Source organism: Treponema rectale, from assembly GCF_014202035.1.
Taxonomy (GTDB): Bacteria; Spirochaetota; Spirochaetia; order Treponematales; family Treponemataceae; genus Treponema_D; species Treponema_D rectale.
Window position 1 is genome coordinate 184347 of sequence record NZ_JACHFR010000002.1, and the last position, 13687, is coordinate 198033.

Annotated in this window: 11 protein-coding genes; 6 read left to right on the plus strand and 5 right to left on the minus strand. The window is 31.4% G+C overall.

All coding sequences use genetic code 11. From position 1 onward, the window contains the following. Position 1 precedes the first annotated feature (1 nt). Positions 2-721 carry a polyphosphate polymerase domain-containing protein gene (locus HNP77_RS05435; protein WP_184652160.1) on the minus strand — a complete coding sequence of 240 codons (720 nt, stop codon included), beginning with the start codon at positions 719-721 and terminating at the stop codon, positions 2-4. 178 nt (positions 722-899) lie between these two features. Between HNP77_RS05435 and HNP77_RS05440 the strand changes: the two genes are divergently transcribed. From HNP77_RS05440 to HNP77_RS05465, 6 genes are all read left to right on the plus strand, one after another. Continuing rightward, positions 900-1730 (plus strand): carbohydrate-binding domain-containing protein, encoded by an 831-nt coding sequence (locus HNP77_RS05440; RefSeq protein WP_184652161.1) that lies wholly within the window; start codon positions 900-902, stop codon positions 1728-1730. A 28-nt stretch (positions 1731-1758) separates the two neighbouring features. Further along, on the plus strand, positions 1759-2550 hold the full coding sequence (locus HNP77_RS05445; RefSeq protein WP_184652162.1) for a carbohydrate-binding domain-containing protein: 792 nt from the start codon (positions 1759-1761) through the stop codon (positions 2548-2550). A gap of 94 nt (positions 2551-2644) precedes the next feature. Next, on the plus strand, positions 2645-3670 hold the full coding sequence (locus HNP77_RS05450; RefSeq protein WP_184652163.1) for a helix-turn-helix transcriptional regulator: 1026 nt from the start codon (positions 2645-2647) through the stop codon (positions 3668-3670). A 47-nt stretch (positions 3671-3717) separates the two neighbouring features. Continuing rightward, positions 3718-4554, plus strand: a complete 837-nt coding sequence (locus HNP77_RS05455; RefSeq protein WP_184652164.1) for a carbon-nitrogen hydrolase family protein — start codon at positions 3718-3720, stop codon at positions 4552-4554. A gap of 36 nt (positions 4555-4590) precedes the next feature. Continuing rightward, entirely contained in the window at positions 4591-4848 is a 258-nt protein-coding gene (locus tag HNP77_RS05460) for a type II toxin-antitoxin system HicA family toxin (RefSeq protein WP_184652165.1), read from the plus strand. Between the two features lies 1 nt (position 4849). Next, complete coding sequence (locus tag HNP77_RS05465) at positions 4850-5242, plus strand: type II toxin-antitoxin system HicB family antitoxin (protein WP_184652166.1); 393 nt, start codon at positions 4850-4852, stop codon at positions 5240-5242. 357 nt (positions 5243-5599) lie between these two features. Here the strand turns inward: HNP77_RS05465 and HNP77_RS05470 are convergent, their stop codons facing one another. The 4 genes from HNP77_RS05470 to HNP77_RS05485 all read right to left on the minus strand — a co-directional run bounded on the left by HNP77_RS05470 (position 5600) and on the right by HNP77_RS05485 (position 13678). Continuing rightward, positions 5600-6817, minus strand: coding sequence for a hypothetical protein (locus HNP77_RS05470; RefSeq protein WP_184652167.1), 1218 nt, complete (start codon positions 6815-6817; stop codon positions 5600-5602). Positions 6818-6936: 119 nt separating this feature from the next. Then, a complete protein-coding gene (locus tag HNP77_RS05475) occupies positions 6937-10056 on the minus strand; it encodes a sacsin N-terminal ATP-binding-like domain-containing protein (RefSeq protein ID WP_184652168.1) in 3120 nt (1039 codons plus the stop codon). A gap of 40 nt (positions 10057-10096) precedes the next feature. Continuing rightward, positions 10097-10264, minus strand: coding sequence for a hypothetical protein (locus tag HNP77_RS05480; protein ID WP_184652169.1), 168 nt, complete (start codon positions 10262-10264; stop codon positions 10097-10099). Between the two features lie 30 nt (positions 10265-10294). Next, entirely contained in the window at positions 10295-13678 is a 3384-nt protein-coding gene (locus HNP77_RS05485) for an InlB B-repeat-containing protein (RefSeq protein ID WP_184652170.1), read from the minus strand. Between the last annotated feature and the right edge of the window lie 9 nt (positions 13679-13687).

A 13687-nucleotide genomic window follows, 5' to 3' on the forward strand; every position in this document is an offset into this window, starting at 1 on the left:
TTTATTTTTTTGTCAGCACGTAATTTTTATATTCCGTACCGTATTTAGAAAAAGAAGTGCTGTAAATTTTCCTTGAAGAAAGGAACCTTACAAACCATAACGGAAAAGCCTTAAATGCCTTTGCTTCCATAAGCCACTTTCCTTCCGGAAGAAGCTGCTGTCCATATGCAGGAGAATCCAGTCTCAGATCTGTTCTCCGGGACTGAATGTTCCTGTCAATTGTCAGGCGAAAATCTGAATTATTTTTTTCAAAGAACGCAAGACGGTCATAAGAAATAAAAACCTTCGGTTTTAAATTATAAAAATTCATGATGTAATCTATTTCTTTCATAACCTGAGGATTCATTTTTACTTCAGGGTTTTGAGGTATTATTCCTTTTTCAAAATATTCATATACATCAGAAAGAATAAAAGCCGTGCGCCGCTTATTTACAACGTGATCATATTTCTTCTTACTTTCAAGATAAACTTTATCTGTCAGTGCAACTGTTCCATAGCTTCTTAAACGAATCTTTTCTTTAAATACAGGTTTTTCCAGCGATTTACGAATCAATTCATCAGCTTCTGTATCGAGATATAAATTGCAGATGGAATAAGTTTTTCCGTCTTTATTAAACGGATCACTGTTCATGTATTCACCAATAATCGAAAGCAATGCATTTTTGTCGTCATCATCGAGCATATATTTTATTTCACGCCTGTTGAAAACTTCAATTGCCATCTTAATCTTACCTCCTTGAAAAAAAAGTATAATTCAAAAACTCTTACAATTCTTAAAAAAATAAAATATAAAAAAAAATTATACGAATAATATTTATTTATATTTTGAATTCTTAAATTATCTTCATTGTTTTTAGAAAAACCGATGAATATAATTTATTTATATAAAGGAACTGCTTATGAAAAAACTTTTTTTATTTTCAATAATAATTTCTCTTATGTTTACATCCTGCTTTAAGAAAGTACCTGTAAAACTTTCTGTTAATTATGATGAAGCAAGAAAAAATTATGGAACGGAATTACAAATTTCACCTTTGAATGATTCCGTAAAATTTGGAAAAAACACTATCGTAATTGCACCAGAAGCAGAAGATGTTACCTATACACTCAGCGGATACTACAACGGAGAAATCTGCTGCACAACAAAAAACACTGTTATAAAACTAAAGAATGCATTTATCGAAAACTCAAACGGACGACCTGCCCTTCTGTGTGAAGCCAAAGCAGAAATTTCTGCAGCAAAAGACAGCACAAACTACATCGTTTCCTGGGGAAAAGGATTTGCTAAAACCGCAGCTCTTGAAGGAAAACGGGGACTTGTTTTAGGTGGCGGCGGAACTTTGTACGTATCGGGAAAAATCTGTCACGGAGTTGAATCAGAAGAAGCAAAAATAAAAGGTACCGGAAAGTTTTATATTGAAGGGACTCTAAAAGGCTCAGCCCTTAAATGCACGACACTTACTGTTGAAGAAGACAAAACCTTCTCCTGCTATCTATTAAATTCAAAAAACGGAATAAAAGCTGACAGCAATATTTCTGTTGCCTCAGGAAACTTTTATTTATACGACAACGGTACTGCCCTAAAAACAGATACTTCCGAAGACTCTCCTAATACGGCTCATTACATAAACCTGGCAGGAGGAACATTTCATTTATTCAACAATACAAGTCTTTATACAACCGATGAAGACAGCTGGAACACATCAGGCGCTATATTTATAGAAGACTAATACTTTTTAAAACCAGGGAGAAAACTTTATGAAAAAACTTTTTTCTGCAGCAATAATTTTTATTTTAGGAACATTCTGTTTTTCTCAGGACAAAAAAAATTACGGTGAATTCAAAATTATTCCTTCTGATTCATCTGTTAAAATAGAAAAAAACACCGTCACCCTCTGCCCGAAAAAGGAAGGAGCCGAATATATAATCTCAGGTTACTTTAACGGACAGATTATAAACAAAACAAAAAATACCGTCTTAAAACTTAATAATGCGTTTATTGAAAACACAAACGGACAGCCTGCAGTTTACGGAGAAGCAAAAACAGAAATCTCTTCAGTAGAAAAAAGCGTAAACTATATAATCGCTTCTGGTTCTTCCGGAAGTAAAACCGCCGCAGTTCAATGTAAAAAAAATCTTGAAATCGGCGGAAAAGGAACTATTTATATTTCCGGAAAAACTTATCACGGTGTAAAAGCTGATGATGTAAAACTCAAAGGTTCCGGCACTTACCACTTTGAAGGAACAAAAGACGGTTCTGCCATTAACTGTAAAACCTTTACTGTTGAAAAAGGAAAAACTTTTTCTGCATACCTTTCAAATTCAAAAAACGGAATAAAAGCAGATAAGACTATTTTTATTGATTCCGGAAACTTTTTTATTTCAAATAACGAAACAGCTTTCAAAACCGACACAAAAAAAGACGATGCCTCATCTGTTCACGAAATTAAAATTACCGGGGGAATATTCAAGCTGCAGGAGAACAATACACTCTTCTCCACAGAAAAAAACGGCTATAAAAAAACCGGTGGAAAATTCCTGGACGAATAACTTCACAAAAAATCCTCCCTGTTATTTCAAAGTGAGAAATAAAATTGACAATTCAATCTTATAGTCTAAAATATAAATAACGGGCGGAGATTTTATGGCCATAGACTTTACAGAAAAAGCAAAACGATTTCAGGCTATTGATGAAATTATAGCATCTGGACGAAAACTGAAATGGAATCAGATCATTTCTGAACTTAATGACAAGTATAAAATAAAAACTGGAAGAACATCTTTTTTCCGTGACATAAAGGAGCTTACAGAAAAATATCAGGCTCCAATTGATACAGATTTTGAAACAAGCGGATATTTCTATACTGATCCAAAATACCGGTTACCGCGTTTTTATACAGATGACAATGCTGCAAAAGCCGCAAAACTGATTAAGACTCTTATGGATATTGTAAAAGGAAATCCTCTTTACAAGGAAGCTCAGGAAGTTTTTGAATCCCTTGCTATAGAAAAGCAGGATTTATCAATTGAAAATATTAAAATAAATAAATCTCCCGATAATGACAGAATAATTTTTGTCGGTGCACCAAATAAAGACATTCCTGCAGAAACCTGGCGGCTTCTGGATAAAGCCCTGAGAGAAAACCTGATAATTACTTTTGATTATCAATCCCTCACGGATACCAAACCATCTCCAAGACGAGTACAACCGTGGCAGCTTATTTTTGATAACGGAAACTGGAATCTTCATGCTCTTGACGTAATAAAAAATGGAAAACGACGATATTCCTTAGGCGAAATGAAAAACATTCAGCTTACAAAAGAAGTTTTTACACTTCCTAAGGACTATGATTTCCGCAAAATGACAAGAGGGTCCTTCGGCTGTATGTGTCATGATTGTTTTTTAGATTATAAAATCCATCTTCACGGTTATGCAGCCCGCTATGCAAAAAACCGCATCTGGGGAGAAAACCAGAATATTTCTCCTGATAAAAAAAATCCCGGCCCTGACGGAGATGGAATTATATTAAGCTTCCGAAGCAACCAGCTTTTTTCTATTCGGCGATGGACCTGGCAATGGGCTGATGAAGCTATTCCAATCGCACCGGAAGAACTTGTTACAGACTGGCAGGAAAGAAGAAAACGGGTTAATTTAATTGATGAAGTGTAATATAAGTTATGTGGACGCCCGCATTGGGCAGCTAGATTGGAGAATGTATGAAGATAAAAATTGCAATGTTACAATTGCTTCCTGAAGCTTCAATTGAGCAAAATTTAAAAAAAGGATTGGATGCCTGCATAGAAGCAAAAAAACTCGGAGCGAATATAGCTTTATTTCCAGAAATGTGGAGTACAGGTTATAAAATTTCATTGGATCAAAAAGAACTTGAATCTCAATCAATAAATAAAAATTCTAATTTTATTCTTTCTTTCAAGAAACTAGCGCAAGAACTAAATCTTGCAATTGGAATCACTTTTTTAGAAACTAACAATCCCAAGCCGTTGAATTCCGTAATCTTCTTTGATAAGAAAGGAAACGAAGTTTTACATTACTCAAAAGTTCATACATGTGATTTTGACGTTGAAAAAGTACTTTCTTCGGGAGATGATTTTTACGTTGCTGATTTAGATTTGGGGTTTACAAAGGTAAAAATCGGTACAATGATTTGCTTTGACAGAGAGTTTCCAGAAAGCGCAAGAGTACTAATGCTTAAAGGGGCAGAAATAATTCTTGCTCCAAATGCCTGTCCTATGGAAATTAACAGGTTATCAGCATTGCGAACTCGTGCATATGAAAACATGCTGGCAGTTTGCACATGTAATTATCCTGCCGGTCAACCTGATTGCAACGGTCATTCCACTCTTTTTGATGGAGTTGCCTGGCTTCGCGAAGAAGACGGTGTACGGGATATGTGTGTATTTGAAGCTCCTGAGACAGAAGGTATTTATCTGGCTGAAGTTGACTTGGATTTGCTTAGAAATTATAGAGAAAATGAAATTATGGGATGGAAGTATAGGAAAGCCAAGAGTTATCAAATACTAATTGGAAAATAACTTGACACCATATATGACACCATATACAATATAATCATGGCACAATGGGAAAAATTATTAAGCAAAATAAAATCGCTTGATAAGAATATGCGGTTTGCAGAACTAAGCAAAATTCTGCAAAGCTATGGGTATGTTGTATCACAACCAAAAAGCGGTAGTAGTCATTATACATTCCGAAAACCCGGGTGCAATCCTATTACCATCCCAAATCATGAACCGATAAAAGTCGTTTATGTAAGAATGGTAAAAGAAATAGTTGAGGCAGAAGAAGCCAACAAGAAGAAGGAGGACTGATATGAAAACTTTTGAAGAATATATGAAATTACCATATAAATTGGAAATTATTCCAGATACAGAAGAATCTGGTTTCGTCGCTTCATATCCGGAACTTCCTGGCTGCATTACTTGTGGAGAAACTGTAGCTGAAGTCGTTGCAAATGCTGAAGACGCAAAAAAAGCATGGTTAACCGCTGCAATTGAAGATAATATAGAAATAGCAGAACCAGAAACCGCAAATTCCTATTCCGGTCAGTTTAAGCTTCGTCTTCCAAAGACATTACATAAAATTCTCGCAGAAGATTCAAAAAAAGAAGGCGTAAGCATGAATCAATATTGTGTATATCTTCTTGCTAAGAACTCAGAAAAAGAACATATATCTATTGCAAAGAAGAAGTCTGTACTCGTATAACAAGAAGTTCAAAGCCGACACAGGCTCAAGGCCTGTGCGGTTTAAGCAGTTGTTATCTCTGTGAATTAATAGTTATACAGATATACGCACTGTTGGCTGATGCTACGGTGTATATTTAATGTAACATGATAAATAAAAATCAGGTCTAACTTGACTTTGTGCAAAATATTAAATTTCATTCTCTAATTGTTGCTGGAGGTTTAATATGTCAGATGCACTTGCTTATGTAGAAAATCAAGCCTGTCAACCGTATGGGAGAGCATAAAAAATGACTCGTGGTGATGTTTATATACTTGATTTTGGTATTCCGTTCGGAAGCGAGCCATGAATGCATCGCCCTGTACTTCACATTCACAATTAATCCTTTATAAGAAACTGTCTTGCTTTTTCCGGAGTTTTTGGATATGAATATTTTCCATCGCGAATGTAACATGTAACATTATTTGCAACATTACTAAAAACTCGATAAAAATCCTTCTTAGACATAGCAAATGTACCTTCTGGTGTTATACATTCAAATATATCATTATCACCTAATGGCTCAATTATATCCCGATAAAAGATTAATCTATTAGAATAATACCTTGCTTTTACATCACAATCTTGAATTTTATGCTCCAGACTTATATCTACTGATTTTGAAAAATTATAATCTTCTTTGGCATTGTTTTTTGATTCCAGCGAAAACTTTTGCCAGCGAATTCCAATATCATTATTTAAATCTTTATTTTTTGAATAATTACCACTATCAGTAATCATAATTAATTTTAGAAATTCATCATAACTTTTACCATATAGTTCTGAAAATCTTTCTCGCGCGAATACCTGCAGAGGAGAATATTCTGCTATATCACTAATACCATTTTCACATTTATGATAAGAAATCCCATTTCTCATTGGCTTAGGAGTTAAAAAATAATTCATTGGGTCAATAAAACGTAAATAATGTGCAATTATAATACTTTTAGCTTCATCTGAAACCAATAAATCTCTAATATATTTACTTCCATCAAATTTCCAGTCTTCAATGTTACCTGCAGGAAAATATTTATCACAAATTTCCTGCATGTCTAATAACTTTCCTTCAACACAAAAATTCTTTCCAGAATCAATAATATGCGCCAGCTTATATTCACCATAATCAAATTTTTGAACTGGATAAAAAGCACGGCTCTTTTCTAAACTTCCTATAAATTCACTTACAGGCATTTCACCCGAAGACATGTATTTTTTAAAATCTGCATAATCCAATTCAATATTAGAATAAACTAATTTTGCAATAAATTTTGCAAATCCATTATCAGAATAAGTAAATAAAAACTTTTTATTTGTCCTTGTTAAAAGATCCCTTCTTGGAGTTTTATTTGTATTTGAAAATGCTCTTATAACAAATATAGGATCGTTTTCATTTATATATTCCATTAATAATTTATTCCAATAAAGAACAGTTTTCTCATTTGGTAACCTGGGTTCGACAAAATTATCCCAGAATTCTGGAATTGTTACCGCATAACCAGCATCAAATTCCGGCATAGTAGTTTTTCTCAAATTCACTAAAGCTTCATTAAATGTCATTTCATTCCTCCGTTTAGTTTAAAAATATACAATAGAGTCTACAGTTCCAATTGTTATTCTATTATGAACCAAGTTAATTAAGAAGTTTTAAAATAACTTTTCCTATCTCAAATGTATATTCATATTTTATTATTCATACTCTGTTTTAATTCCGAGATATGACATTCTGAAAAAAGGATTTCCTCATCTCTATCAAGATTAATTCTAAAAACATTAGTATTAGGCTGACTATGATAAATTCTATCATATAACTGTTTCTTACTATTTTTATTATACTGATAGTACACTTTCATTTTTGCAGAACATACAGGACATAATGCAACATAATTTTCCTTTACTTCTTTTTGAACTAATTCAGTCGAAAATAATTGAACACTTTCAAAATAATCTTCACCATCTTTATTTTTAAATGGCATAGTTTTTTTACATATTTGACAATGAATTCTATTATCCTCATCACTATAAATACTTCTTAAAAATGATTCTATAAGTTCTTTTTGTTTTTTACTTATCCGAACGCTTTGGTTTCTCATTTCATCAGATATCTCATCTATAAAATTAGAATCTTCGTTTTTAAGTATATTCATAGATTCTACAATTCTCTGTTTTGAAATACCTTTATTTTGCAAATCTTTGATTAGATGAACAAAATCTATATCTACTTCCATAAGAGATGAATCATTTTTTTGACTCTCATTTTTTCCAAAATTCATTAAAAGAAGCCATTCTTTGATACTCGAATTTTCATATTCCTTTTCATAATATTCTGGTAATCGAGATAAACAAGCATCTTCTGGTTTTACAAAATAAGTCTTATCATCCGTAACTTGTAAAACCCATTCATTATTACATAAATCTAAAACAATATGAGAATTATATGATTTTGGTAAATACTTTTTAGCAGGACTATATTCACAATTTTTCCATTCTAAATTTGCACTTTTTAAAAAATTCCAAATAAGCTCAAAAACAACAGCCTTAGAAGATCTTTTTAAAAATGAATCTAGATATTTTATTTCGTAATCCACATCTGTTTCAGTTGCATTTCCACCAAAAAACTTTTCAGAATTTTCCTGAATTTTCAACCACATTGGATTCATCTTACACGGCGATTCCCACACAACTATGGAAGTATATATTCCTATTATATCAAGAAAATCTAAAAATTTAGAGAAATCCACATCAGAGTAAAAGAAAGTCTTATATTCGGGATTTAATTTATACATATTTGGATAACTATAAGACTTATTATAAATCTTTTTATTTTCTTCATTCACTTTTAAATTATAGTAATCATAATAAATTGAAAGATTTTTACATGAATCCTTTAATTCTTCTGATAAATAAAAAAACTCAGCTTTATCCCATACACCATTATCAGAACAAAAAATTTTATACTGCTTTAATATATCAATAATTGAATTATCTTCTTTATAAAACTCATAAAACATCAAAGACTCTTGTATAGTTTTATTACTTTTTTCTTCAAATTTTCTACACTCGTTATGTATCAGATCTGATAATTCATATTCCTTTATTCCAACCAGATCTTCAAAAAAATACTCTAAATCATGTCTTGTTTCTTGACTAATCAAACAATCTATATTAACACAATGTATCGATTCTGAAGCCATTGATGAAACAGAATTTATTAAATAACAATCCTCAAATGGATAAAGCTTCTCATCATTACAATAACATAATTGCAACAATCGGATTGAATCTCTTGAAAATTGCGTTTCAATGGATTTCCATGCATCAAACATCAAAGAATATAATCGTACAAACCACGATATATTTCGATTTTGAAATCTTTCAATTATTGTATTAAAGACTTCTTTCTCGTCTCTTTGCTTTTTTATTAATATTTTTAAAAATTCTACAATTCCAAATTCTTTTATCCCAAGCGAAATAAGAAAATTATAATCTCGATTATTTTGCATTGGATTCTTTACCCAAAACTTTCTTTGATTTACATTATAGAACAAAGATAAATCTTCATCACTTAACAAATTTTGTATATTATGAGAACCAATAAACTTATTATGTGGATCCTCATAAGAACCATCAGACATTAAAATATATGGATTATTCAAAAAATAAGTAATTACTTTTGATCTTATTTTCTCATACTTTCCTAAATCGATATCATCTTTTAAATTTGGAAGTGTCTTATATAATTCTAAAGAAACTAATCCAACATCTTTTAACTCTTCCATTGACTCACAAATTAATTGCCCAATACACTCTATAACCCTAATATTTGCTTCATCATTTTCACGTAATTTCTCTCTATCAACAGTTAAAGCAAAAGGAGCATGTATATGAAAACAAAACTTACACTCCTCAGACTTACATGGAAAATATGCAAAAATTTCTCCACCCGGAGATGAATCTTTCTTCACTATTGGAAAAATTTTCCAATTTTTTTTCTCACTATTAATAACCTGAAAAGCAATACCAATTGTTATTTTTTTTTCATCAGTTCCATTTCTAACTTTTATTTTCTTAAAAAATCTTTTATAAAACTCAGGCTTTGTGTTTTTTCTATTGTTTCCACTGAAAGTACTTTTTTGAATTCTACAAACATTTTTTGGACAATTATCAAGTATATATGAATTTGTTCTTGAGATTTTAATTTTTGTTTCTTCAAAAACACAAGTTATTTCAGCAATATTTTGTAAGAATAATAAAACATCACTTTCTAATTCATTAAAAGAATTTTTTATTTCTTCATAACATGTTGTAGCATTTTTTTCAGTATTAAAAGGTAAAATAATTACAGTTTTAGATGGATCATAGTCCTTATAAGCATCTATACTTTTTGGAATAAATAAATCAATAATTTTAAAATGATAATTCGCTGAATGTATTTCCGGAGAAGCAGTATATTCAAAAACAGATTTAAAACCTACTCCATATTTTCCAATTGAATTTCCATCATCTTCTTTTGTACTATCTCCAATGTTTGTAATTGAATTAATATCATCGATATCAAAAGGTCGAGAACCATTGTGTTCAAAAACTAATCTATCTGTATATAATTCAAACTTTACTTCAGTTGCATAAACATCTTCCGCATTTTGAAGTAATTCAAAAATGAAATGACCTGAAGATGTATAAAGCTTTGTTAATGTATTTTTTATTCCATTAAAATTATTTAATTTTTTTGTTTGAACAACCCAATCTGCTTTTTCTTTCGACATTTCTTCAATTGTATTAAAATTAGATTTTTTCATAGTTAATATTTTCACTCCTAATTTATATATATAAAAAACTCTATTTTGAATTTTTAACTAACTTGCCTATACATCTATTTGCTCTCGAAATATTTACTGGCCAATATTTCCTTGTACATTCGTAAAGAGATTCCCTACCTTTTACTATAATTCCATTTGAAAATTTTTCAAAAGACTTATTAATACAAACAAACATTACTTTTTCCATAATAATCCCCCTCACTCAAAATGTATTTATCTACAGTTCTATTTCACCATCGCTGCAAATGATTTTTGTGATAGCAGAATTCTTCCCCATCCAGCTTGATGACTTAGATATTACATTCCACTGACTCTTTGTTCCTTCATAGTTAATTTCTGATAAAGAAGTGCACATTCCAAAAACACCTTCTCCCATAGTCTCAACAGTGTCAGGAATTACTATGCTGACTAATGAATCACAATTATAAAATACTTCTTTTTCAATTTCCTTAACACTTTCAGGAATATTTATAATTGTTATTTGCATACAGTGTCCAAACGCATTTTCTCCAATAGTTACAACAGTATCTGGAATTTCAATAGATTTTAAGCTATCACAATAATAAAATGCCTGATTACCAATTCTAGTTAATCCAGGTTTTATTAATACAGAACTAAGAGTTCTACAATTACCAAATGCATTCCACCCAAGAGTAGTAAGAGAAGATGGAATTGTTAATCTTTCAAGCCCAAAACAGTTATAAAAAGCAAAATCTGAAACCGATTCAAGCCCTTCCGGTAAATTTATTTCCTTTAGCCCTGTGCAATACACAAAAGCCGATTCACCAATGTTTTTTACACTTGAAGGGATAATTATAGACTCCAGCGTTCTACAGTCTCTAAAAGCATATTCCCCTATTTCTGTCAGATTCTCCGGTAGAATCACATTTGTAATATTACTGCATCCGTCTAAAAAAGAAGCTTTTCTGGAACCATTTGTTTCTGAAATATAAATACATTCCAAAGTTGATAAACCTTCTGCTTTTGATAAATCAAGTGTTGTTACTGAAGAAAACTTATTCAATCGTAATGCAAGTGTTCGTAATCCCTGCACTGCAATTTCTCCGGAAACGACAACTGTATCAACAGTACTTGCATCAAATGTGTTTACTGTCTTTGCCGTAACAACACATCCATAAATCCATTTTGCATAAAGAGTTACATTTTCATCATCAATACCAGATATCTGCGAAACCGGCTCTCCATTAAAATCAGCAGATGCATACCATCCCAGAAAAGAATAATTTTTTCGTACCGCAGGTTTTAAAACAAGCGGAATATCTTTTATTGTAAAAGTATTTAAATTCGCAGAAGAATTTTCTCCTTCGTTTAAATTATACGTAATTGAACAGGTTATTATCTCCCACTTTGCATATATAGTTTTATTTCCTGTTGAACCAGATTCAATTTCTGAAACCTGTTCTCCGGAAAAAGATGAATCCAGATACCAGCCTTTAAATATATAACCGGTTCTTGATGGATTTTCTAACAGAATTGTACTGCTTTCTATTGTATATGAATCAGGATTCTGACTGTTATTTATTCCCTCATCAAGTTCATACATAATCGTATAAACTGTTGGAGTCCATTTTGCATAAAAAGTTTTATTTCCAAAACTTCCATTTACAATTTGAATTGATTTATTTCCTGAAAATGAAGAATTTGCATACCAGCCAGCGAAAGTATATCCTGTCCGAACAGGAGTCGGTAAATAAAATGTTGCAGTCGTGACATAATAAGTTTCAGGATATGAAGTTATAAAACTTCCTCCATTTAAATTATAACCTATTGTATATTGTACAAGTTCCCATTTTGCAAAATAAACTTTATTTCCTGTTGAACCACTTTCAATCTGTGTTACTATATTTCCAGAATAGTTTGATGATGTATACCAACCTCTGAATATACATCCGCCACGAGTTGGATTCTGTAAAGTTATTAAATCACTTTCAATCGTATAAGTCCGGGGATTATTACTGTTGTTTTTTCCACCATTTAAATTATAAGTAATGGTATAACTTTTTACAGTCCATTTTGCATACAGAACTTTATCGCCATAAGAACCTTTTGAAATTTGATTACAGCTGCTTCCGTTAAAATCCGGATTATCATACCATCCAGCAAACGTATATCCAGTTCTAACAGGAGAATTCAAAGCAAAAGTTGATGTCACAATTGTATATGCTTCAGGATTTGATACCAGCAAAGTTCCTTCATTCAAAATATATGTTACTGAATATTTAATTATTTCCCATCTGGCATAAAAAGTTTTGTTTCCTGTTGTTCCGGCAGTAATCTTTGTAATTGAACTCTCTGAGAATGAAGAATCTGTATACCAGCCCAAAAAAACATATCCTTCACGAATTGGATTACTCAAAATTACTTCATCTTCAATTGTATATGAAAAAATATTTAATTCTGAATTCTTACCATTATTCAAAACATAATTTATAGAATAACTCACAGGTTCCCATACAGCATATAATGTAGAATTATTTTCTATTGCGTAGTAATCTTCATTCTCATAATCAATATTTCCTGTCTCTGTTTTTGACCAGCCTGCAAACACATATCCGCGTTTTTCAAAAGTATTGTCCGGTAACTGCGTGTTTACCCCATACCAGAAATTTTTATTTTCTATAATTCCACTTCCACCATTGGAATTAAAACTTAATGTATATATATTTCTATCATAATAAATTTCTACAGTAGTACAATTATCATCAGAAATTATTTTTTGCGTAAATGGAATTGCAGTAAAACCAGGATAATTTTTTGCAACAGCAATTGTTTGTTCCTCGGCAATACCATATTTAGTTTCATATTCAATAAATGTATATGAATTCCGGGATGTATCCTGCTGATAATGCTTTACAGTATAAATTGAATTACTTGCATCTACCCATCCTGCATATAAAGTAATATCTGAATTTACTTGATATGGAAACATAACCTGATTCACAAGTGCAGATTCTTTATACCATCCAATAAAAATATTTCCATCTTTTCTTGTAACAGGTGCACTGTTAATAATTGCAGTCTGAATAGGATTTATCCTTGTTCCATCATTTGTTTCAAAACTAACTGTATATATCTTCAACCACTTAGCATAAAAAATTGTTTCTTTCGTAACCTGATATGGGACTGTTACAGCTTCTCCTCCAAAATCAGACTGTTCATACCATCCCGCAAAAAAATACCCCTCTCGAGTTATGTCAGGTAACGTTAAAATTTCTGCCGTTTTATAACTTGCAATTTCAGATCCGCCATTTGATTCAAACTCAACTATAAATTTTTGATTCCATTTTGCATAAAGCGTAATATCTTTTTTTACTTCATATGGAAAAGTTATTGCTTCTCCTGCAAAAGAAGAATTCGTATACCATCCCACAAACATGGAATCAGGTTTTTCAAGCAGGGGAATACTTTCTATTTTTTTTGTACGATAACTTTCAAGTTCAGTATCTGTATTTGTCTCAAAAGACACTGTATACAATCCTGCCGCATCAATAAAAAAAGAATTTTCACATGATGAAAAACAGAAAAAAATAATAAACAAAACAACTACTCTGCTAAATTGATTTATTATTCTATTAAACATTTCTTCCTC

Bases quoted from the DNA above. Each gene is read 5' to 3' on its own strand.
- HNP77_RS05460 (WP_184652165.1), top strand. From the start codon at position 4,591: ATGGCACAATGGGAAAAATTATTAAGCAAAATAAAATCGCTTGATAAG.
- HNP77_RS05450 (WP_184652163.1), top strand. From the start codon at position 2,645: ATGGCCATAGACTTTACAGAAAAAGCAAAACGATTTCAGGCTATTGAT.
- HNP77_RS05440 (WP_184652161.1), top strand. From the start codon at position 900: ATGAAAAAACTTTTTTTATTTTCAATAATAATTTCTCTTATGTTTACA.
- HNP77_RS05435 (WP_184652160.1), bottom strand. From the start codon at position 721: ATGGCAATTGAAGTTTTCAACAGGCGTGAAATAAAATATATGCTCGAT.
- HNP77_RS05480 (WP_184652169.1), bottom strand. From the start codon at position 10,264: ATGGAAAAAGTAATGTTTGTTTGTATTAATAAGTCTTTTGAAAAATTT.
- HNP77_RS05485 (WP_184652170.1), bottom strand. From the start codon at position 13,678: ATGTTTAATAGAATAATAAATCAATTTAGCAGAGTAGTTGTTTTGTTT.
- HNP77_RS05470 (WP_184652167.1), bottom strand. From the start codon at position 6,817: ATGACATTTAATGAAGCTTTAGTGAATTTGAGAAAAACTACTATGCCG.
- HNP77_RS05455 (WP_184652164.1), top strand. From the start codon at position 3,718: ATGAAGATAAAAATTGCAATGTTACAATTGCTTCCTGAAGCTTCAATT.
- HNP77_RS05475 (WP_184652168.1), bottom strand. From the start codon at position 10,056: ATGAAAAAATCTAATTTTAATACAATTGAAGAAATGTCGAAAGAAAAA.
- HNP77_RS05445 (WP_184652162.1), top strand. From the start codon at position 1,759: ATGAAAAAACTTTTTTCTGCAGCAATAATTTTTATTTTAGGAACATTC.
- HNP77_RS05465 (WP_184652166.1), top strand. From the start codon at position 4,850: ATGAAAACTTTTGAAGAATATATGAAATTACCATATAAATTGGAAATT.